Source organism: Aeromonas veronii, assembly GCA_041319085.1.
In the GTDB taxonomy this organism is placed as follows: domain Bacteria; phylum Pseudomonadota; class Gammaproteobacteria; order Enterobacterales; family Aeromonadaceae; genus Aeromonas; species Aeromonas veronii_F.
Map to the genome: position 1 here is coordinate 1944242 of CP101033.1, position 22643 is coordinate 1966884.

Below are 22643 nucleotides of genomic sequence, written 5' to 3' on the forward strand. Positions count from 1 at the left end.
AAAAGCCAGGCAGATGCCTGGCTTTTGTTTTCAGATGACAAAATTCCCAATACTTCTGCTCGGTGCCCTGTTGGCACTGCCGCTGCACGCCAAGCCATTGCAGACTACAGTGCTGCCGCTGGCGCCAGCGACACAAGCCTATGTTGACTCCATCAGCCAGCTGGAGATCTGTTATCCCGCGACCCTTCCGCCCCCTTATTTGTTAGAGGGTGGTGGGTTGCTCAAGGATCGGATCGCCAAGTTGGCTGCCGTGTTGCCGGTCCCGCTCAAGGTTCGCGAACTGCCTGACTGGCAAGCGGCGCGCGATGCACTGCTGCGTGGTCACTGCGACCTGGTACCCCATGTCGGGCCGCTCTCGACCGTGATGCCCGATATGTTGGTCAGCCGTGCCATGATGGAGACGGATGCGGCCATTCTCTACCGTGGTGATCTTGAACATGCGACCTTTCTGGTTCCTGCGGCTACCAGCTCTGAAAAGATGCTCAGGGCGCTCTACCCGAATGCGGTGATCAGGCAACTGCCGAAGGGGGAGGATCTATACATGGCGCTGGAGAGTGGAAAAGGGAATGCCTATCTGGGTGACTATCTGCAACTGCGCTACCTGATGCGCGAGTTTCCTGCCGATGGCTTGCGACTACGCCGGTTGTTGGGGGATGAGATGGTGGTCAGCTACAGGTTGATGATGCGCGACGAGCCGGAGCTGGCCCGCCTGATCGATACCGCCATCCGCTACATGCCTGCCGGCAGTCTCTACGCCGATCTGGGACGCTACCTCGATCAGGGGTCGCTCTATGTCAACCAGTTGCACTTCAGCGATACTGAGCAGGCTTGGCTCTCTGGCCGGGGTCGCACTGTTCGTCTGGTGGTCAATCCAGAGCTGATGCCCTATAGCGGCGTTAATGATCTGGGGGAGGCGAAAGGATGGAGCGCGGATGTGCTGCGCCGGGTCACCCAGGAGACCGGCCTGAAATACAAGCTGGTGCCTGCCGCCAGCAAGGCGGAGGCAGTAGAAAAGCTGCGGCGCGGTGAGGCGGATATGATGGCCGGCTTGCCAGAATCCCCTGCACTGACGGATGAATTTATCTTCAGCCGGACGATCTCCATCAACCGGTTTGCCTTGATCAGCTCGCGCAAGCTGGTTGCCGATCATATCACCCAGCTCAAGCGGCAGCGTATTCTGGTGCCGGAATCCCTCTACGATCCCTCCTTGCTCGGCCAGCTCGGTGATCAGGAGTGGGTTCGCACCGACGGGCTAGAGCAGGGGCTCGCAGCGATCAAACAGGGCAAGGCTGACGCCATGCTGAGCGAGCTTTATCAGCTGCAATATCCCCAGCGCACCAACTTGCTGGAAGGGCTCGATATTGAGGAGCTGGAGGATCGCTTCGGCCTGGGCTTTGCTATCAAGAAAGATCAGACCGAGCTGGCCGGGGTGATGGATCGTAACCTGATGGCCCTGACCAGTAGCCAGATCGATGAACTTAACCAGCGCTGGCGTCGCTTGCTCGTCTTACAGCAGCCCGGCGTGAGCTACGCCGCCTGGTTTGGCTCTATCGCTATGGCACTGCTGATCAGCGGTATTGTCATCGGCGGGATCTGGCGCTCCCGTCAGCAACTGGCACGGGAGGTGGCACAGCGTCACGCCGTTGAGAAGGCGCTGGCCATCGAGAACGAGCTGCGTGAAACCATGTTTCAGGCGCTGCCAGTGCCCGTCTATCTGCGCAACAGTCAGGGCAAGGTGATCAAATCCAACAAGCAGGGAAGACGTCTGGCCCTGCGTTACTCGCAGCAGTTGATATTACCACCGGTGCAGCCCCAGAAGAGCGAAGGGGAGTTGGTGCTGGGGGATCAGGTTTTCGCTTATGCCCAGCATCCGCTGCGGTTGGACAAGCAGGCGCCCGCCATCGATCTCATCGCGCTGTCGGATATCAGCGTGCTGCGTGAGCAGGCCCGTTTTCTGCGTCAGGCTGAGCGCCGCCTGCGCGCCCTGACCAATACCGTGCCCGGCGTGGTGTTGCAGTTTATGTTCGAGCGGGGACAGGTGGGGGCCATCGAGTTTATCAGCCGGGGCTGTTACGAGTTGCTGGGGCTGGCGAGTCAGCAGATCCGCCGTGAGCCCAAACGGGTGTTCACTATGCTTGAGCGCGAGGATCGCCGCCGGGTGCGGCGTGACATGTTCGCCATGTTGCAGGCAGGCAAACCCTTCGCGTTCACCCTGCGTTATCACCATCCGACCAAGGGTGTGCGCTGGCTGCAGCTCTATGGCCGTGGCCGCAGTCAGCCGCAGGGTTGGCGGATCTATGCAGTGATGCAGGATGCCACTGCCCGGGTCGAGCAGGATCAGGCATTGCAACACTCTCATGAACAGGCGCAACAGGCGGTACAGGCCAAGGGCCGTTTTCTGGCCGCCATCAGCCACGAGATCCGCACGCCGATGAATGCCATTCTCGGTTGGCTGGAGTGGCTGGCCAGCACCCCTTTGTCGAGAGAGCAGGATTCGGCGTTGGCGCGAGTACGTCAGGCGGGTGATGAGCTGCTCGGCTTGCTCAACGATGTGCTCGACTTTAGCCGCAATGAAAACCGCAAACTCTCTCTTTCGCCCCAGCCCACTGATTTCACCGAGCTGTGCGAGCACGTGGCGGCGGTGCACTGGACCAAGGCGCGAGCCAAGGGATTACAACTGCGCTTGCAACTGGACCCGGCCCTGCCTGCCCTGCAGTCACTCGACCCCCATCGGGTACGGCAAGTGCTCCACAATCTGCTCTCCAATGCCATCAAGTTCAGCCTGCATGGGGAAGTGGTGCTGTGGGCCGAGCTGGCAGCGTCGACCTTGCGCTTCGGGGTGGATGATCAGGGGCCGGGGATCACCGCCAAGATGCGCCCCACGCTCTTTATGCCATTCGAGCAGTTTGCCGTTGCAGGGCAACTGCGGGCGCCGGGTACCGGCCTTGGTCTGGCAATCTGCAAGCAGTTGATCGAGCAGATGGGTGGCCTTATCGATGTCGAGGGGCGTATCGGCGGCGGTAGCCGCTTCTTCTGCGAGTTGCCACTGAAGCGAGTTCAGCAGGAGCCGGACTGGCAGCCCAAGGTGCGGCAGCTGGCGCTCTCCTTACCTCATGATGAGGCACAAGCCCTTTCGCCCTGGCTTAGTCGATTGGGGATCGCCACCTTCAGCAACGCCGTTGATACGTTGCAAGCGGAGGTGGACGAACAGGGGCTCTACCATTGGGCCTGGCAAGGGGAGTCCTGGGTGCCCGGTACCATTATCACCCTGCTGCAGCCACGATTGACTCCTGGTCAATCGGTCGCAGGCACTCAGCCAGGACGTGGCATGCGGGTGCTGCTGGTTGAAGATCACGATGTCAATCGCGAGCTGATCAGCTTGCAACTGGGGCAACTCGGTGCCAGCGTCATCACTGCCGCTAACGGCCAGCTGGCGCTGGCGATGCTGGCGCAGCACGAGGTGGACCTGGTGTTGACGGATCTGCAGATGCCGGTGATGAACGGGGCCGAGCTGTGCAGCGCGTTGCGCCAATCAACGCGCTGGGCCTGTTTACCAGTCTACGTCATCACCGCAGATCTCAGTGAGCAAGCGGCGAGTGAGCTGCAATCCTGCGGTTGCGATGGTCATCTGGACAAGCCGGTCGCCCTCAAGACGCTGGCGACTTTGCTAAGCCATATTGCCAGAGCGGAGCGCAATGCCATCGCCCCGGCACCGGTGGCCTCGCTGTTGACCGATGAATTGGCCGCCCTTTATCTAAAGGCGACCCGTGACGATCTGGCGGAACTTGACCGCTGTTGCCAAGCAGAAGATGACGTTGGTGTGAATGCGGCTTTACACAAGTTGAAGGGGGCCGCCAGAATGGTAGGCGCCACCGCGTTGGTGACTGTTATCGAAGAGTGGCAGCGAACGCCCCATCCGGCGCTGTCATCAGAACTACACCGGGTATTGGATGAGTTCAGCCAGCCGTTTTCAAAGAGGGCTCAAGATGATCATCAGTGATGAAGAACTATTGGCGTTACTCGACTCGGAAGATCGCGAGGCGGCCGGATTTTGCCCCATTGTGCTCTACGCCCTCGATCGCACCGCCCATGAGCTGGCCAGCGCCATGACATTGCCCTCCTATGTGGCGCTGCGCCGCACTCAACCGGATGCCTGCTGGCAGTGGGAAGGGCTTTTTGCGGCCGGTGCCATCGCGCTTTACGACCCCGCCGCCCATCAGCAGGCGGACTATTTCCCCGAGTTGCAGCAGCATCAGGGGATCTACGCAATCGGCGAGGACTGGTTGGGAGGCCTTGCGGCCAGTTACCGTGACTGGAGCCACTGGCTGGCGGCCAACCAGGTGCTGCTGCTTGAAGACCACCCGTTTCAGGGAATGCAACTGCAACAAGCCATTGCCGCATGGGGGCTCTCCTGCCTGTGGGTGCAAGATGAAGCAGCCTGTCTTGCGGCGCTGGCGGCGGGCGATATCAGTCTGCTGGTGTGCGATCTCAGTCTGGTGGAGCAAGATGCCATCAGCCTGTTGATGAGCCAGCCCCAGTTGCAGGAGGCTGGGCTGCCCATCGTGCTGCTCTCCGCTCATGAACAGACACTGATCGATGGTGCCCGCCGGCTGCTCCATGATGCCGGTTTCAATATTCTGGCGGCACTGGCTAAACCCCTCGACGGCGATGCGCTGCTCAGGTTGCTGCGCAGGCTTTATCTGGGCCCGTTACGGCAGCAGCGGTTGAGTGGCCAGCGTCGCTCTATCCGCCCTTGGCAGGGGGAGGTGCAAGGTCAGCTTGGGCTGCTCTCCAGCCCCGCCACCCCTTATCCGGTCTGGCTGGCGGTAACGGGCTTGCCCAGCCGCTGGGAGGTCCTCAAGGAGTGGCTGGCGGAGCAGTCGCGCCCCCCCTCCGAGCTGACCTTGTTGATCCACCGGCGTGATCACCTGCTCGGCAATGCAGATCGCTTCGCACTGGTGCTGCAAGCCAGTCTGGCGGGGAGCAAACTTGCGCTGCTGCTCGACAACGGTCAGCATCTGCCATTCGATCTGCTGGAGCGTCTGCCGCTGCAAGCCTTGCTGCTGGGACAGGGGATCTTGCCGGAGATGGAGTCCTTGACCGATGACTCCCTGCTGGGACGTTTTATGACCCGGGTCAAGGAACTGGGGATCGCAGTCTACCTGGATGACCCTTACAACCTGCTCGACGTCGAGGTGTGGCGAGCGCGCGGTATGACGGGGCGCTGGTAAGCCATGGCGCGCTACCTCTGCTGGCCGATGCATCGGGAGCGCCTTAGCAAAGGGCTGGATGGCTGGCCCCATCCGGTTTCCCGGGCCGGACTGCCGCTGGCGATGGAGGTTGCCGAGGTGCCCTGTCTGCTGCGCGAGCTGCATGGTGTGGCGCCTGCCCGCATGCTGGCTGCTTACGATGCATTGAGTGAAGAGAGCATCTATCTGCGCTTTATGCGCCCGAAACGGACGCCGCCACCGGAACAGGTCGCCCAATTTCTCAATTACCAGCCCGAACATCAGATCTCGCTGCTGCTGACCGATCTTGCCGGTGAGCCGCTGGCTCAGGCCCAATCGATCCGCCGCTCTCTTCATCCCGATCAGGCAGAATTCTCCTGCATCGTGGCGGATCACTTTCAGCACAAGGGCGCGGGACGGCGCATGCTACTGGCGCTGGCACTGTTGGCCAGGGCGGACGGGATCCGGGAGTGGACGGCAGAAGTTCTGGCCCAGAACCGTCCCATGCTGACCCTGCTCAAGCGCCTTGGCTTGCCGCTGACGCTGGTGACCGGACGGGAGATGGTTTTTGTCAGGCTGGATCTGTCGGTACTGGACGCCTGGTTGCCAGAGCCGCCATCTGCGCCGCTTAAGACCAAGGGCGAATAGTGACACTTTTTTCCCTGTGCTAAGGTCACATTTATTGTGCGGGGATAGACGGAGCAGCTTATGGCGCAGTCATATAAACATATCGTGATCCTGACCGGGGCAGGGATATCAGCCGAATCCGGCATCAAGACCTTTCGTGCCTGCGATGGCTTGTGGGAAGAGCACAAGGTCGAAGATGTGGCGACCCCCGAGGGGTATGCCCGGGATCCTGATCTGGTGCTGCGCTTTTACAACTCCCGCCGCAAACAGCTGCAACAGCCCCAGGTTCATCCCAATCCGGCCCACTATGCGCTGGCCCGTCTCGAGCGGCTGCTGCCGGGTTCAGTCACCCTGGTGACTCAGAACATCGACAATCTGCACGAGAGCGCAGGCAGCAAGAACCTCATCCATATGCACGGCGAACTGCTCAAGGCCCGCTGTCCCGAGTCCGGTCAGGTGATCGAGTGGCGTGGCGATCTCCATCAGGACGAGCTCTGTTCCTGCTGCCAGTTTCCTCAGCCGATGCGCCCTCATGTGGTCTGGTTTGGTGAGATGCCGCTCGGGTTGGATCGTATCTACAGTGCGTTGGCCCAGAGCGATCTCTTTATCTCCATCGGCACCTCGGGCGCCGTCTATCCGGCTGCCGGTTTTGTCCATGAGGCTGGCCTCAATGGTGCGCATACTATTGAGCTCAATCTTGAGCCGAGCGAGGTGGGTAGCCAGTTTGACGAGAAGCGCTATGGCCCGGCCTCTCTGTTGGTTCCCGCTTATGTAGACGAGTTGCTTGAGGCGTGCGGCATCCATCAACCCAGACAGATTGAGGGGCACAACTGGATGGAGATGCGTGGCCCTTAGCGGTTAGCAGATGCCCCGTAAACCATTGCCCAATCGGGCGGGGATATAAGGGGAGCTAATCTGATGCGTTTGCGAGCCCGCCTATGTCTTCAGTGTCTCGATAGTCGCGCCTGCCGCACGTCCGCAGTGGTTGTTGATTTCACTGGCACGCGCTATAACTGTGCTTATACACAGCCTGTGTTTTTAATCATGAAAAGAGCCACAAAAGTACGCATTTACCCCACCGACGAACAAGCGGCATTCCTCAATGCCCAGTTCGGCGCGGTGCGGTTCGCGTACAACAAAGCCCTTCATATTCAGCGGCACATGTTCCAGCGCCACAGGGTTTCACTCAAACCCAAACGCGACTTGAAACCCCTGCTCGCTGTGGCAAAAAAATCGCGCAAATACAGTTGGCTGAAAGAGTACGATTCACAAGCCTTACAGCAGGCGGTGATCAACCTGGATAAGGCATTCGCCAATTTTTTCAACCCCAAGCTCAAGGCCAGGATGCCCACCTTCAAGAGCAAGAGAGGCAGGCAATCCAGTTATCACCCCAATGGCAAAGTGCTGACCGATGCCATCCTGTTACCGAAGATGACGCCCATCCGAGCTGTCATTCACCGAGATATTATCGGCGTGGTATCTAGTATCACGGTCAGCCGTGGCCCGACAGGGAAATACTATGCCTCCATCCTTTGCGATGATGGCCGTGAGGCTCCCGCCAAGCCCTCCCTCATCACAGAGGTGACAGGCTATGATATGGGGCTGTCCCACTACCTCATTGCGTCGAGTGGCAAAAAGATGGCCAACCCGCGCCATCTTATCAACGCCAGTCGCAATCTGCGGCGAAAGCAAAAAGCACTGTCTCGCAAGACAAAAGGCAGTGCCAATCGTAGTAAGGCCAAATTACAGCTGGCCGCCCTGCACGAGCGGGTAGCCAATGCTCGCGCTGATTTTCAGCACAAACTCTCTCGCACGATAGTTGACGATAACCAAGCGATCATCGTGGAGACGCTTAAAACAACCAATATGATGAAAAACCACAAGCTGGCCCGCGCCATTGGCGATGCTGGCTGGCATGGTTTTATCATGAGGCTGGAGTACAAAGCCCAAGCGGCGGGCCGCCACCTAATCAAACTCGATCAGTGGTTTGCCAGCTCTAAACCATGTAGCGAGTGCGGCCACAAGATGTCGGAGATGCCACTTCACCAGCGACAGTGGGTATGTCCAGCGTGTGGGGCAGAGCATGACCGCGACATCAACGCGGCCATAAACATTCGACAGCAAGGAATATTGGAATTAAAAGCGGCGGGGCTCGCCGTTTCTGCCCATGGAGGCCAGCGTAAATCCGTCAATCTGACGGTAGCGGCCTAAGAAGTGGGAAGCCTCGCCGCTTGCGGCGGGGAGCAGTCACGCGATGGCACAGTTGCAAAGGTCAGTTGAAATCGCCACACTGGCAGCCACAAAAAATGGGACGCAGTTGGCGCAAATTACCATGACCGCAGTAAAGCAATGGATCGCTTTTTTTCTCCTGATGCTGGCCAGTGCCGGCGCATCGGCTTCTATCCCCCTGATGACCCTGATATTGCCTGGTGACCAGCAGGTGACCCTCGATGAGGCGGCCCTCTCCGCCTTGCCACAGACCGAGTTCACCACCACTACCCCCTGGACCTTGGGCTCCCACCACTATCGCGGGACAACCCTGTCAGCCGTGCTGGCAGCGCAAGGGATCCGGGATGCCCGCAAGATCGCAGTCTCGGCCCTCAACGGCTATCAGCAGGTGGTGGATCTGGCCCTGTTCGACGGCGTGCCGCTGACCTTGGTGCGCCAGGAGGACGGCAAACCGCTGACCCGGCGCAACAAGGGCCCGCTCTGGCTGCTCATTCCGTTTACCAGCTATCCCGAACTGGACGTGCCCACCATCCACAACTGTATGGTGTGGCAGGTGGCTCGCATCGAGATCGTTGATTGATGGGGCTATCCCGCCACAAACTGCTTTTGGTTGCGGTGTCGCTGTTGTTTCTGCTCTCCTCGGGTAGCAGCCTCTATCTGCAGCATCGCCAGGAACAACTGGTCGATACCTTCTACCGCAATATCCACTGGAACATCAGCCAGGTGATGCTGAAGTCCCAGCGTTTTCTCTACGGTCTGCAGCTCTACCGGGCCGGTGGGCTTGAGATGGCTACGTTGAGCGTTGATTATGATCTGCTGTGGAACCGGCTCGATATCTTTCTCATCAGCAGTGAAACCGCCGAAGTGCGTCAGCGCCATGGACTCGGCAAGGCGCTGGCCAGACTGTTTGAACTGATCAGGCAGCTCGAACCCCAAATTGAGGCAGGTGTACTGCGCGAGGGCGCTGAGCTTGTCCGTTTGCAGGAGGAGCTCGCCAGCCAGACCCGTCTCATCGAGCAAATAGGGGATCAAATACTCTCCGGCCAGGAGCGGGAGCGTTCGGTCAGCCAGATCCGCAGCAGCCTGTTCTGGCTACAGATCTGGCAACTGATCTTGCTGCTGACCGGTGGCGCCCTGGTGGCCGCGCTCATTCGTGCCAATCTGGAGAACCGCCGGCTCGCACTGATCGATCCCCTGACCCAGCTTGGCAACCGGCGCGCCCTGCAGGAACAGCTTGCCAACACCTTGCAGATGGGGATGGCCACTGCCTTGGTGGTACTCGATCTCAAGCGCTTCAAGCAGGTCAATGATCTGCTTGGCTATCAGATCGGGGATCGGTTGCTGCAGACAGTAGCAGACAAGTTGCAGCAGGCTCATGGCTGTCACGCCTACCGGCTTGGCGGTGACGAGTTTGCCGTGGTGTTGACCACGGTGGACGGGGACTTGGAAGCCCGTATCGATGCATTGGTTAGTCTGCTCCATTTCGAATTTGTGACCCGGGAGTGCAGCTTCGAGCTGGCTTGTCGACTAGGTGTTGCAAGGGTGACGAAACAGGATGCAGATCGGCTGCTGGATCAGGCCATACTGGCCCTTAATCAAGCCAAGCGCGGCGTGAATGTCAGCGTCAGCTGGTTCGAGCCGGACATGCTGCAGCAACTGCAACTGAGTCAGCAGCAGTTGCATTCACTGCGCGACTGGCTGGCCGGCCGCCAACCCGCACCGCTGCAGGTCGCTTTGCAGCCGCTGACAGATGAGCAGGGGGGGCACCTGTGGCAACTGACGCTTCATTGGCGTGAGCAGGGGACGCCCTGCCAGATGTGCTGGTTGCATGAGGGGGGAATACTGGGCCACGTCGTGGCAAAGTTGCTGCAAGAGCAGTTGGCGGTGGTACCTGCCGATGCGAGAGCCTTGCTCATCCCGCTCGACAATCAGGCTCAACTGACTCATTTGCTGGCCTATCTGCCAAGCGAGCACGCTGTAACAACGCTGGTGCTGCTGTTGCCCGCGTTGCAGCCGGAGCCGGCTCTGCTCACTGTGTTGCAGCGGCAGGGCTGTTGTTTGGCGCTCAGGGAGCTGGTAGTCACACCCCGGCTCAGTTGGCCGCTGGCTGGCCGATCCGCTACTGGCTGCCAGATGGCGAGTCAGAGCGTGAGTTGTTGCAGCCGCTGGCCCAGCGACTGGGGCTGCTGCAATTGCGCACGCAGCCAGCACCATCAGCCGATCAGGGCTGAGCAGACAAGGGTCATGTTGCCAGAGGGCACCAAGAAAAAGTGAGGGAGGTATGATGCCTCCCTCTTTTCATCCAGCGTGGCAGTAACGAGAACATCAATGGGCTACTCCGGCAGTTTTTACCCAAGGGGGACAGACTTGACGGTCTACAGCCAGGCGCAACTGGATGAAATAGCTTATCTACAGAACATTCGACCTCGTAAACATTTCGACTGGCAGTGCCTGATTGAAATGATGACAGAGGTGATTGGGGAGCCTGTAAATAATTCTGTGTAACTGCCCACCCCATTACAGGTGACCGTTCAGGCGATCACCGAACTCGATAATAAAGCGATTCAGGGCAGGCTTCCAATTCTGGATCGGCATGGTCCATTTCTTGGAAGCCTGTTGTATCGCCAGGAACGCGACTTTGAGCGCCGAATCATCGGTCGGGAACAGCTTCCTTTGCTTGGTCGCTTTGCGCAGTACGCTGTTTAGCGACTCAATGGCATTGGTGGTGTAAATCACCTTCCGGATCGCAGGGGGATAATCAAACAGTGTGATCAGATTGACCCAGTTACTCTGCCAAGAGCGCGCTATTTGCGGGTACTGACTATCCCAGCGTTCACCAAAGGCCGCTAGCGCCTGCTGAGCCTCACGCTCTGTCGCAGACTGGTAGATCTGCTTCAGATCCGCCGTCACCGCTTTGTAGTCTTTCCAGGACACATAGCGCAACGAATTGCGGACCATGTGGACGATACACAGTTGGACCTTCGTCTGGGGATACTCCACGGCAATGGCATCAGGGAAGCCCTTGAGACCATCCACACATGCGATCAAGATGTCTTCCAAGCCGCGATTCTTCAGCTCCGTCAGGACCGACAGCCAGAATTTTGCTCCTTCGGTCTCGGCCAACCACAGGCCCAACAGCTCCTTGTGCCCCTCCATATTGATGCCCAGAGCCAAATAGAGCGACTTGTTGATCACCCGCTGGTTCTCGCGGATCTTCAACACAATGCAGTCCAGATAGACAATGGGATAGAGCGGATCGAGCGGCCGGTTTTGCCATTCGTGGACCTGCTCAATGACACGCTCGGTTACGTTGGACACCAGCGTCGCCGAGATATCGGCGTCATACATCTCTTTGAACGCGTCAACGATATCGCGCGTGCTCAAGCCCTTGGCGTAGAGGGCGAGGATCTGATCGTCCATCTGGGTCAGGCGGGTCTGCCCCTTGCGGACGAACTGCGGCTCGAAGGAAGCGTTACGGTCGCGAGGTGCCTGAATGGTGACCTCGCCGTGCTGCCCTTTGAGGCGCTTGGTGGAATAGCCATTACGATTGTTGCCGGTCCCGCGGCCCTCGGGTGCGTGCTTTTCGTAGCCCAAGTGCTCGTCCATTTCAGCATTGAGAGCGGTCTCGACAGTGAGCTTGATCAGCTGTTGGGTGAGGGTGCCGAGATCTTTTTCAGACTTGATGTCTTTGGCCAGCTCAGCGGCCAGTGCTTTGAGTTTGTCTTGGTCCATTTGCTTACCCACGAAGGTATCCTTTTGAAAAAGTTACTTATTCGTGGGCGGTTACACAATTGGATTTACATGCTCTGATTGGGAAGTATCATACATACCCTGCGTCCATCCAGTAGGTGTGTTGCACTCAGCTCCGGCATCCACCATGATTAATACCTCATCGAAATATTTTATAAAGGTAGCTTGCAACCATGCTGCGTCTCATCACCTTAGAGCACAATGTCTCCATCACCAAATTGTCCGGTAAAGCCTTTATCGTCAGTGATGACGGAGCGAAAAGATTACTCAAGGTGGGTGAGGTTTTGCACAAGGGCGCACAGATCTCCATCAACCAAAACGCCATTTTTGAAACTGAAATTCTGGCGCCTCATCATACTATTACTGCTCAACATACCCCGTTAGTGACAGAAATAGACGCAAGCCATCATCATGTAGAGGACCACTCAAAAGAGGGTCAGGCCGAGCAAAAGTCTCAGGTTGCTACGACACAAACTGATCTATCTAAAGAAATTGCGGAGCTTCACCATCTGGTGCTTGAGGGATTGGACCCAACCAAAAACCTGATGACGGCATCAGGCGGCCAAGATGGCCGACATTCCGGTGGCGGTGGAGAAAGCAACAGTGGCGCCGTTTTGGTTGAAATGCAGCTTGATCAGACCATCGCTGAAGCCGGGTTTGATACAACTCATACAACGCAGCTGGCAGTGACCGAACGAGTTCTTCAAGGCGATGCAATGCCGATGGTGGATGCAACCTTGACGCTCAGTGCTGAGCGCAGTGTTGCCGAGGGGGGGCTGATTCATTTTATCGCGACCGTGGATAACCCGGTATCGGTCAGCGATCTCCAGGTGTTACTAAGCAATGGTCTTACCCTGGTAATCCCTGTCGGCAAAACCACCGGCAGTATCACTGTCTCCGCCCCTACGGATGATGTCTATCTCGATGCCAGCCACCTGCTTACTACTATCACAGGCGTTCAAGGTGGGGCGTTCGCCCGTCTGGGTTTGCCTTTGCACGCTGTTGAAACCGCGATCCCCGATACGATAGATCCGACACTCGTGACGCTCAGTGCCTCTCACCGCGTCGATGAGGGTAGCAAGGTTGTTTATACCGCGACGTTGAGCCATCCAGCGGGTTCTGAGTTGACGGTAACGTTAAGTAATGGCTCGAGCATTGTTATCCCTGCTGGTGGCAGTAATGGTTCTGTTGAAGTATCAGCACCGCTCAATACCCCGTGGCTGGAGAATGGTCATCATGTTGATACCACGATAACCAGTACTCAGGGTGGCAACTTCGAGCAACTGGTTGTGGACCGTAGCCCGTTGACCATTGATGTTATCAACACCATCGATACCACCACGGTGAGCCTGAGTGCGACCCCGACGGTCAGCGAAGGTGGTCAGATTGTCTACACCGCCACGCTGGACCATGCGGCGCAGGGCGCGGTGACCGTCAAGCTCGACAATGGCCATGTGATTACCATTGCGGATAAGCAGACCTCGGGCAGCGTCAGTGTGACGGCCGGTAACGATGTCTATGTCGGGCAACCGGCGGTGCATGCTCACATCGTGGATGCCAGTGGTGGCAACTTTGAGAAGTTGGTGGCGGACCCCCAGCCGGTGGTGACCACCATTACCGATACCACCGATACCACGACCGTCACCTTGACAGCAGACAAGAGCACGCTGACCGAGGCGGGTGGAGAGATTATCTACACCGCGACCTTGGCCCATGAGAGCCATGGCGTGACCACGGTCCATACCCAGCTGGGCGATATCACCATTGCTGACGGAGACCGCAGCGGCACGCTGACACATACCGTGCCGGTCGGTGAGGATGTCTATCGTGACCCGAGCACGGTCAGCAACGCAATAACCGGTGCCGAGGGTGGCAATTTTGAACGACTGGTGCCGAATACGGCACCGGTCACCACAACCATTACCGACACCATCGATACCACCACGATTAGCCTGACGGCTCCGAGTACCGTGGTGGAAGGCAGCACCATTACCTACACCGCGCAGGTTGATCATCCGGTCACGGGCAGCGATCTGGTCCTGACGCTCAGTAATGGCCAACAACTCACCATCCCGGTGGGCGCGAGCAGCGGAACGCTGGATGTGGCGACGCGGCCGGCAGATGTGTTGGCGCAGGGCGATAGCCAGGTTGCGCTCTCCATCACGAGCACTCAGGGTGGGAACTATGAGCGGCTCGATAGCAGCGCCCATGTGTCGACCACGGTGACGGACAGCGCGCTGCCGGTGCATGTGACCCTGACGGGCAGCCCGGACGTGAAGGAAGGGGGCGTAGTGACCTGGACGGCGCAGGTGGACCATGCGCCGGTGACACCGTTGCTGTTGACGTTGGATAACGGCTCGGAGATCACCATCAAGGCCGGGGAGTTGACCGGTAGTGTCGATGTGAAAGTGCATCCGGACACCGTCTATGTGGATGCTGGCGTGGTCAACGCGGCGATTACGGCCTCAAGCGGAGGCGGCTACTCCCATCTCGAGCTGCCGAGCGGCCCGAGCGCGGTGAGCGTCGGTGACACCATCGATACCACCACGATTAGCCTGACTGCCCCGAGTACCGTGGTGGAAGGCAGCACCATTACCTACACCGCGCAGGTTGATCATCCGGTCACGGGCAGCGATCTGGTCCTGACGCTCAGTAATGGCCAACAACTCACCATCCCGGTGGGCGCGAGCAGCGGAACGCTGGATGTGGCGACGCGGCCGGCAGATGTGTTGGCGCAGGGCGATAGCCAGGTTGCGCTCTCCATCACGAGCACTCAGGGTGGGAACTATGAGCGGCTCGATAGCAGCGCCCATGTGTCGACCACGGTGACGGACAGCGCGCTGCCGGTGCATGTGACCCTGACGGGCAGCCCGGACGTGAAGGAAGGGGGCGTAGTGACCTGGACGGCGCAGGTGGACCATGCGCCGGTGACACCGTTGCTGTTGACGTTGGATAACGGCTCGGAGATCACCATCAAGGCCGGGGAGTTGACCGGTAGTGTCGATGTGAAAGTGCATCCGGACACCGTCTATGTGGATGCTGGCGTGGTTAACGCGGCGATTACGGCCTCAAGCGGAGGCGGCTACTCCCATCTCGAGCTGCCGAGCGGCCCGAGCGCGGTGAGTGTCGGTGACACCATCGATACCACCACGGTGAGCCTGAGCGCGACCCCGACGGTCAGCGAAGGTGGTCAGATTGTCTACACCGCCACGCTGGACCATGCGGCGCAGGGTGCGGTGACTGTCAGCTCGACAATGGCCATGTGATTACCATTGCTGATGGGCAGACTGCGGGCAGCGTCAGTGTGACGGCCGGTAACGATGTCTATGTCGGGCAACCGGCGGTGCATGCCCACATCGTGGATGCCAGTGGTGGCAACTTTGAGCACCTGGTGGTTGCCCCCGGTGAGGTGGTGACCCCGATTACGGACACGGTCGATCCGACTGACCTGACCCTAAGCGTCACCCCGACAGTGGTGGAGGGGCAAGGGGTCACCTTTACCGCAACCTTGACGAATGCCCCCGGACGGATGTAGAGGTCGAGCTGTCAGGCGGCCATCACATCACCATTGCCGCAGGCGCTAGCAGCGGCAGTGTTACGGTCGCGACGACGGACACAATCTACACCAACCCGCATCTGGTGACGGCCATGATAACGGGGGCCAAGGGCGGTGAGTTCGAGCAGTTGAATCTTGATCCGAACCAGGCGGTAAGCCAGGTGATAGACAATCCGACGCCGACGCACCTGACACTCAGTACCAGCACGCCGAGCGTGGCGGAAGGGCAGTTGCTGAGCTTGACGGCCACTCTGGACCAGGTGCCTCAGACCGCGGTAGACGTGACACTGACCAACGGCATGACACTGACAATCCCGGCGGGTGAGCGGAGCGTGAGTATCGATGTGCTCTCTGCGGGTGAGGATGTGTATCTGGATGCGGGTCAACAGCATTTCGCCATCCGGGATGCGCAGGGCGGCAACTTTGAACAGCTGGTTGTAGACCGTAGCCCGTTGACCATTGATGTCACGGACACCCTCGACCCGACTAGCGTGACGCTGACGGCAGACAAGAGCACGCTGACCGAGGCGGGTGGAGAGATTATCTACACCGCGACCTTGGCCCATGAGAGCCATGGCGTGACCACGGTCCATACCCAGCTGGGCGATATCACCATTGCTGACGGAGACCGCAGCGGCACGCTGACACATACCGTGCCGGTCGGTGAGGATGTCTATCGTGACCCGAGCACGGTCAGCAACGCAATAACCGGTGCCGAGGGTGGCAATTTTGAACGACTGGTGCCGAATACGGCACCGGTCACCACAACCATTACCGACACCATCGATACCACCACGGTGAGCCTGAGCGCGACCCCGACGGTCAGCGAAGGTGGTCAGATTGTCTACACCGCCACGCTGGACCATGCGGCGCAGGGTGCGGTGACTGTCAGCTCGACAATGGCCATGTGATTACCATTGCTGATGGGCAGACTGCGGGCAGCGTCAGTGTGACGGCCGGTAACGATGTCTATGTCGGGCAACCGGCGGTGCATGCCCACATCGTGGATGCCAGTGGTGGCAACTTTGAGCACCTGGTGGTTGCCCCCGGTGAGGTGGTGACCCCGATTACGGACACGGTCGATCCGACTGACCTGACCCTAAGCGTCACCCCGACAGTGGTGGAGGGACAAGGGGTCACCTTTACCGCAACCTTGACGAATGCCCCCGGACGGATGTAGAGGTCGAGCTGTCAGGCGGCCATCACATCACCATTGCCGCAGGCGCTAGCAGCGGCAGTGTTACGGTCGCGACGACGGACACAATCTACACCAACCCGCATCTGGTGACGGCCATGATAACGGGGGCCAAGGGCGGTGAGTTCGAGCAGTTGAATCTTGATCCGAACCAGGCGGTAAGCCAGGTGATAGACAATCCGACGCCGACGCACCTGACACTCAGTACCAGCACGCCGAGCGTGGCGGAAGGGCAGTTGCTGAGCTTGACGGCCACTCTGGACCAGGTGCCTCAGACCGCGGTAGACGTGACACTGACCAACGGCATGACACTGACAATCCCGGCGGGTGAGCGGAGCGTGAGTATCGATGTGCTCTCTGCGGGTGAGGATGTGTATCTGGATGCGGGTCAACAGCATTTCGCCATCCGGGATGCGCAGGGCGGCAACTTTGAACAGCTGGTTGTAGACCGTAGCCCGTTGACCATTGATGTCACGGACACCCTCGACCCGACTAGCGTGACGCTGACGGCAGACAAGAGCACGCTGACCGAGGCGGGTGGAGAGATTATCTACACCGCGACCTTGGCCCATGAGAGCCATGGCGTGACCACGGTCCATACCCAGCTGGGCGATATCACCATTGCTGACGGAGACCGCAGCGGCACGCTGACACATACCGTGCCGGTCGGTGAGGATGTCTATCGTGACCCGAGCACGGTCAGCAACGCAATAACCGGTGCCGAGGGTGGCAATTTTGAACGACTGGTGCCGAATACGGCACCGGTCACCACAACCATTACCGACACCATCGATACCACCACGATTAGCCTGACGGCTCCGAGTACCGTGGTGGAAGGCAGCACCATTACCTACACCGCGCAGGTTGATCATCCGGTCACGGGCAGCGATCTGGTCCTGACGCTCAGTAATGGCCAACAACTCACCATCCCGGTGGGCGCGAGCAGCGGAACGCTGGATGTGGCGACGCGGCCGGCAGATGTGTTGGCGCAGGGCGATAGCCAGGTTGCGCTCTCCATCACGAGCACTCAGGGTGGGAACTATGAGCGGCTCGATAGCAGCGCCCATGTGTCGACCACGGTGACGGACAGCGCGCTGCCGGTGCATGTGACCCTGACGGGCAGCCCGGACGTGAAGGAAGGGGGCGTAGTGACCTGGACGGCGCAGGTGGACCATGCGCCGGTGACACCGTTGCTGTTGACGTTGGATAACGGCTCGGAGATCACCATCAAGGCCGGGGAGTTGACCGGTAGTGTCGATGTGAAAGTGCATCCGGACACCGTCTATGTGGATGCTGGCGTGGTCAACGCGGCGATTACGGCCTCAAGCGGAGGCGGCTACTCCCATCTCGAGCTGCCGAGCGGCCCGAGTGCGGTGAGCGTCGGTGACACCATCGATACCACCACGGTGAGCCTGAGCGCGACCCCGACGGTCAGCGAAGGTGGTCAGATTGTCTACACCGCCACGCTGGATCATGCGGCGCAGGGCGCGGTGACCGTCAGCTCGACAATGGCCATGTGATTACCATTGCTGATGGGCAGACTGCGGGCAGCGTCAGTGTGACGGCCGGTAACGATGTCTATGTCGGGCAACCGGCGGTGCATGCCCACATCGTGGATGCCAGTGGTGGCAACTTTGAGCACCTGGTGGTTGCCCCCGGTGAGGTGGTGACCCCGATTACGGACACGGTCGATCCGACTGACCTGACCCTAAGCGTCACCCCGACAGTGGTGGAGGGACAAGGGGTCACCTTTACCGCAACCTTGACGAATGCCCCCGGACGGATGTAGAGGTCGAGCTGTCAGGCGGCCATCACATCACCATTGCCGCAGGCGCTAGCAGCGGCAGTGTTACGGTCGCGACGACGGACACAATCTACACCAACCCGCATCTGGTGACGGCCATGATAACGGGGGCCAAGGGCGGTGAGTTCGAGCAGTTGAATCTTGATCCGAACCAGGCGGTAAGCCAGGTGATAGACAATCCGACGCCGACGCACCTGACACTCAGTACCAGCACGCCGAGCGTGGCGGAAGGGCAGTTGCTGAGCTTGACGGCCACTCTGGACCAGGTGCCTCAGACCGCGGTAGACGTGACGCTGACCAACGGCATGACACTGACAATCCCGGCGGGTGAGCGGAGCGTGAGTATTGATGTGCTCTCTGCGGGTGAGGATGTGTATCTGGATGCGGGTCAGCAGCAGTTCGCCATCCGGGATGCGCAGGGCGGCAACTTTGAACAGCTGGTTGTAGACCATAGCCCGTTGACCATTGATGTCACGGACACCCTCGACCCGACCAGCGTGACGCTGACGGCAGACAAGAGCACGCTGACCGAGGCGGGTGGGGAGATTATCTACACCGCGACCTTGGCCCATGACAGCCATGGCGTGACCACGGTCCATACCCAGCTGGGCGATATCACCATTGCTGACGGAGACCGCAGCGGCACGCTGACACATACCGTGCCGGTCGGTGAGGATGTCTATCGTGACCCGAGCACGGTCAGCAACGCAATAACCGGTGCCGAGGGTGGCAATTTTGAACGACTGGTGCCGAATACGGCACCGGTCACCACAACCATTACCGACACCATCGATACCACCACGGTGAGCCTGAGCGCGACCCCGACGGTCAGCGAAGGTGGTCAGATTGTCTACACCGCCACGCTGGACCATGCGGCGCAGGGTGCGGTGACTGTCAGCTCGACAATGGCCATGTGATTACCATTGCTGATGGGCAGACTGCGGGCAGCGTCAGTGTGACGGCCGGTAACGATGTCTATGTCGGGCAACCGGCGGTGCATGCCCACATCGTGGATGCCAGTGGTGGCAACTTTGAGCACCTGGTGGTTGCCCCCGGTGAGGTGGTGACCCCGATTACGGACACGGTCGATCCGACTGACCTGACCCTAAGCGTCACCCCGACAGTGGTGGAGGGACAAGGGGTCACCTTTACCGCAACCTTGACGAATGCCCCCGGACGGATGTAGAGGTCGAGCTGTCAGGCGGCCATCACATCACCATTGCCGCAGGCGCTAGCAGCGGCAGTGTTACGGTCGCGACGACGGACACAATCTACACCAACCCGCATCTGGTGACGGCCATGATAACGGGGGCCAAGGGCGGTGAGTTCGAGCAGTTGAATCTTGATCCGAACCAGGCGGTAAGCCAGGTGATAGACAATCCGACGCCGACGCACCTGACACTCAGTACCAGCACGCCGAGCGTGGCGGAAGGGCAGTTGCTGAGCTTGACGGCCACTCTGGACCAGGTGCCTCAGACCGCGGTAGACGTGACACTGACCAACGGCATGACACTGACAATCCCGGCGGGTGAGCGGAGCGTGAGTATCGATGTGCTCTCTGCGGGTGAGGATGTGTATCTGGATGCGGGTCAACAGCATTTCGCCATCCGGGATGCGCAGGGCGGCAACTTTGAACAGCTGGTTGTAGACCGTAGCCCGTTGACCATTGATGTCACGGACACCCTCGACCCGACTAGCGTGACGCTGACGGCAGACAAGAGCACGCTGACCGAGGCGGGTGGAGAGATTATCTACACCGCGACCTTGGCCCATGAGAGCCATGGCGTGACCACGGTCCATACCCAGCTGGGCGATATCACCATTGCTGACGGAGACCGCAGCGGCACGCTGACACATACCGTGCCGGTCGGTGAGGATGTCTATCGTGACCCGAGCACGGTCAGCAACGCAATAACCGGTGCCGAGGGTGGCAATTTTGAACGACTGGTGCCGAATACGGCACCGGTCACCACAACCATTACCGACACCATCGATACCACCACGATTAGCCTGACGGCTCCGAGTACCGTGGTGGAAGGCAGCACCATTACCTACACCGCGCAGGTTGATCATCCGGTCACGGGCAGCGATCTGGTCCTGACGCTCAGTAATGGCCAACAACTCACCATCCCGGTGGGCGCGAGCAGCGGAACGCTGGATGTGGCGACGCGGCCGGCAGATGTGTTGGCGCAGGGCGATAGCCAGGTTGCGCTCTCCATCACGAGCACTCAGGGTGGGAACTATGAGCGGCTCGATAGCAGCGCCCATGTGTCGACCACGGTGACGGACAGCGCGCTGCCGGTGCATGTGACCCTGACGGGCAGCCCGGACGTGAAGGAAGGGGGCGTAGTGACCTGGACGGCGCAGGTGGACCATGCGCCGGTGACACCGTTGCTGTTGACGTTGGATAACGGCTCGGAGATCACCATCAAGGCCGGGGAGTTGACCGGTAGTGTCGATGTGAAAGTCCATCCGAACACCGTCTATGTGGATGCTGGCGTGGTCAACGCGGCGATTACGGCCTCAAGCGGAGGCGGCTACTCCCATCTCGAGCTACCGAGCGGCCCGAGTGCGGTGAGCGTCGGTGACACCATCGATACCACCACGGTGAGCCTGAGCGCGACCCCGACGGTCAGCGAAGGTGGTCAGATTGTCTACACCGCCACGCTGGACCATGCGGCGCAGGGTGCGGTGACTGTCAGCTCGACAATGGCCATGTGATTACCATTGCTGATGGGCAGACTGCGGGCAGCGTCAGTGTGACGGCCGGTAACGATGTCTATGTCGGGCAACCGGCGGTGCATGCCCACATCGTGGATGCCAGTGGTGGCAACTTTGAGCACCTGGTGGTTGCCCCCGGTGAGGTGGTGACCCCGATTACGGACACGGTCGATCCGACTGACCTGACCCTAAGCGTCACCCCGACAGTGGTGGAGGGGCAAGGGGTCACCTTTACCGCAACCTTGACGAATGCCCCCGGACGGATGTAGAGGTCGAGCTGTCAGGCGGCCATCACATCACCATTGCCGCAGGCGCTAGCAGCGGCAGTGTTACGGTCGCGACGACGGACACAATCTACACCAACCCGCATCTGGTGACGGCCATGATAACGGGGGCCAAGGGCGGTGAGTTCGAGCAGTTGAATCTTGATCCGAACCAGGCGGTAAGCCAGGTGATAGACAATCCGACGCCGACGCACCTGACACTCAGTACCAGCACGCCGAGCGTGGCGGAAGGGCAGTTGCTGAGCTTGACGGCCACTCTGGACCAGGTGCCTCAGACCGCGGTAGACGTGACACTGACCAACGGCATGACACTGACAATCCCGGCGGGTGAGCGGAGCGTGAGTATCGATGTGCTCTCTGCGGGTGAGGATGTGTATCTGGATGCGGGTCAACAGCATTTCGCCATCCGGGATGCGCAGGGCGGCAACTTTGAACAGCTGGTTGTAGACCGTAGCCCGTTGACCATTGATGTCACGGACACCCTCGACCCGACTAGCGTGACGCTGACGGCAGACAAGAGCACGCTGACCGAGGCGGGTGGAGAGATTATCTACACCGCGACCTTGGCCCATGAGAGCCATGGCGTGACCACGGTCCATACCCAGCTGGGCGATATCACCATTGCTGACGGAGACCGCAGCGGCACGCTGACACATACCGTGCCGGTCGGTGAGGATGTCTATCGTGACCCGAGCACGGTCAGCAACGCAATAACCGGTGCCGAGGGTGGCAATTTTGAACGACTGGTGCCGAATACGGCACCGGTCACCACAACCATTACCGACACCATCGATACCACCACGGTGAGCCTGAGCGCGACCCCGACGGTCAGCGAAGGTGGTCAGATTGTCTACACCGCCACGCTGGACCATGCGGCGCAGGGTGCGGTGACTGTCAGCTCGACAATGGCCATGTGATTACCATTGCTGATGGGCAGACTGCGGGCAGCGTCAGTGTGACGGCCGGTAACGATGTCTATGTCGGGCAACCGGCGGTGCATGCCCACATCGTGGATGCCAGTGGTGGCAACTTTGAGCACCTGGTGGTTGCCCCCGGTGAGGTGGTGACCCCGATTACGGACACGGTCGATCCGACTGACCTGACCCTAAGCGTCACCCCGACAGTGGTGGAGGGACAAGGGGTCACCTTTACCGCAACCTTGACGAATGCCCCCGGACGGATGTAGAGGTCGAGCTGTCAGGCGGCCATCACATCACCATTGCCGCAGGCGCTAGCAGCGGCAGTGTTA

20 protein-coding genes and 1 pseudogene are annotated in these 22643 nt (G+C 59.6%); 20 read left to right on the forward strand and 1 reads right to left on the reverse strand.

Annotated elements, in window-relative coordinates; genetic code table 11:
• Positions 1 to 13: 13 nt before the first annotated feature.
• The 8 genes and pseudogenes from NMD14_09280 (at position 14) to NMD14_09315 (ending at position 10589) form a co-directional block, all read left to right on the forward strand.
• On the forward strand, positions 14 to 4000 hold the full coding sequence (locus NMD14_09280) for a transporter substrate-binding domain-containing protein (GenBank protein ID XEI34547.1): 3987 nt from the start codon (positions 14 to 16) through the stop codon (positions 3998 to 4000).
• The gene (locus NMD14_09285; GenBank protein XEI34548.1) at positions 3987 to 5231 is read left to right on the forward strand and encodes a response regulator; all 1245 of its coding nucleotides are present in this window, start codon (positions 3987 to 3989) and stop codon (positions 5229 to 5231) included. Before NMD14_09280 ends, NMD14_09285 begins: the two co-directional genes overlap by 14 nt.
• Before the next feature lie 3 nt (positions 5232 to 5234).
• Positions 5235 to 5876, forward strand: coding sequence for a GNAT family N-acetyltransferase (locus NMD14_09290; protein ID XEI34549.1), 642 nt, complete (start codon positions 5235 to 5237; stop codon positions 5874 to 5876).
• A 60-nt stretch (positions 5877 to 5936) separates the two neighbouring features.
• The gene (cobB, locus tag NMD14_09295; protein XEI34550.1) at positions 5937 to 6710 is read left to right on the forward strand and encodes an NAD-dependent protein deacylase; all 774 of its coding nucleotides are present in this window, start codon (positions 5937 to 5939) and stop codon (positions 6708 to 6710) included.
• Between the two features lie 189 nt (positions 6711 to 6899).
• Complete coding sequence (locus NMD14_09300; GenBank protein ID XEI34551.1) at positions 6900 to 8066, forward strand: transposase; 1167 nt, start codon at positions 6900 to 6902, stop codon at positions 8064 to 8066.
• A 121-nt stretch (positions 8067 to 8187) separates the two neighbouring features.
• Entirely contained in the window at positions 8188 to 8664 is a 477-nt protein-coding gene (locus NMD14_09305) for a hypothetical protein (GenBank protein ID XEI34552.1), read from the forward strand.
• Complete coding sequence (locus NMD14_09310) at positions 8664 to 10358, forward strand: diguanylate cyclase (protein XEI34553.1); 1695 nt, start codon at positions 8664 to 8666, stop codon at positions 10356 to 10358. Before NMD14_09305 ends, NMD14_09310 begins: the two co-directional genes overlap by 1 nt.
• Before the next feature lie 29 nt (positions 10359 to 10387).
• Positions 10388 to 10589, forward strand: a pseudogene (locus tag NMD14_09315) (IS30 family transposase).
• 12 nt (positions 10590 to 10601) lie between these two features.
• Here NMD14_09315 and NMD14_09320 read toward each other — a convergent pair.
• Complete coding sequence (locus NMD14_09320; protein XEI34744.1) at positions 10602 to 11816, reverse strand: IS256 family transposase; 1215 nt, start codon at positions 11814 to 11816, stop codon at positions 10602 to 10604.
• 755 nt (positions 11817 to 12571) lie between these two features.
• Here NMD14_09320 and NMD14_09325 point away from each other — a divergent pair.
• The 12 genes from NMD14_09325 to NMD14_09380 all read left to right on the forward strand — a co-directional run bounded on the left by NMD14_09325 (position 12572) and on the right by NMD14_09380 (position 22580).
• Positions 12572 to 15100, forward strand: a complete 2529-nt coding sequence (locus NMD14_09325) for a hypothetical protein (protein ID XEI34554.1) — start codon at positions 12572 to 12574, stop codon at positions 15098 to 15100.
• Positions 15097 to 15369, forward strand: coding sequence for a hypothetical protein (locus NMD14_09330; protein XEI34555.1), 273 nt, complete (start codon positions 15097 to 15099; stop codon positions 15367 to 15369). The genes NMD14_09325 and NMD14_09330 overlap by 4 nt, the downstream gene beginning before the upstream one ends.
• Before the next feature lie 113 nt (positions 15370 to 15482).
• Positions 15483 to 16301, forward strand: a complete 819-nt coding sequence (locus NMD14_09335; protein XEI34556.1) for a hypothetical protein — start codon at positions 15483 to 15485, stop codon at positions 16299 to 16301.
• Positions 16298 to 16570, forward strand: a complete 273-nt coding sequence (locus NMD14_09340; protein XEI34557.1) for a hypothetical protein — start codon at positions 16298 to 16300, stop codon at positions 16568 to 16570. The genes NMD14_09335 and NMD14_09340 overlap by 4 nt, the downstream gene beginning before the upstream one ends.
• A gap of 113 nt (positions 16571 to 16683) precedes the next feature.
• The gene (locus NMD14_09345; protein XEI34558.1) at positions 16684 to 18105 is read left to right on the forward strand and encodes a hypothetical protein; all 1422 of its coding nucleotides are present in this window, start codon (positions 16684 to 16686) and stop codon (positions 18103 to 18105) included.
• On the forward strand, positions 18102 to 18374 hold the full coding sequence (locus NMD14_09350; GenBank protein ID XEI34559.1) for a hypothetical protein: 273 nt from the start codon (positions 18102 to 18104) through the stop codon (positions 18372 to 18374). Before NMD14_09345 ends, NMD14_09350 begins: the two co-directional genes overlap by 4 nt.
• A gap of 113 nt (positions 18375 to 18487) precedes the next feature.
• Positions 18488 to 19306 carry a hypothetical protein gene (locus NMD14_09355; protein ID XEI34560.1) on the forward strand — a complete coding sequence of 273 codons (819 nt, stop codon included), beginning with the start codon at positions 18488 to 18490 and terminating at the stop codon, positions 19304 to 19306.
• Complete coding sequence (locus tag NMD14_09360; protein XEI34561.1) at positions 19303 to 19575, forward strand: hypothetical protein; 273 nt, start codon at positions 19303 to 19305, stop codon at positions 19573 to 19575. Before NMD14_09355 ends, NMD14_09360 begins: the two co-directional genes overlap by 4 nt.
• A 113-nt stretch (positions 19576 to 19688) precedes the next feature.
• On the forward strand, positions 19689 to 21110 hold the full coding sequence (locus tag NMD14_09365; protein ID XEI34562.1) for a hypothetical protein: 1422 nt from the start codon (positions 19689 to 19691) through the stop codon (positions 21108 to 21110).
• A complete protein-coding gene (locus NMD14_09370; protein ID XEI34563.1) occupies positions 21107 to 21379 on the forward strand; it encodes a hypothetical protein in 273 nt (90 codons plus the stop codon). Before NMD14_09365 ends, NMD14_09370 begins: the two co-directional genes overlap by 4 nt.
• Positions 21380 to 21492: 113 nt before the next feature.
• Positions 21493 to 22311, forward strand: coding sequence for a hypothetical protein (locus tag NMD14_09375; protein XEI34564.1), 819 nt, complete (start codon positions 21493 to 21495; stop codon positions 22309 to 22311).
• A complete protein-coding gene (locus NMD14_09380; GenBank protein XEI34565.1) occupies positions 22308 to 22580 on the forward strand; it encodes a hypothetical protein in 273 nt (90 codons plus the stop codon). The genes NMD14_09375 and NMD14_09380 overlap by 4 nt, the downstream gene beginning before the upstream one ends.
• The last annotated feature ends 63 nt before the right edge of the window (positions 22581 to 22643 follow it).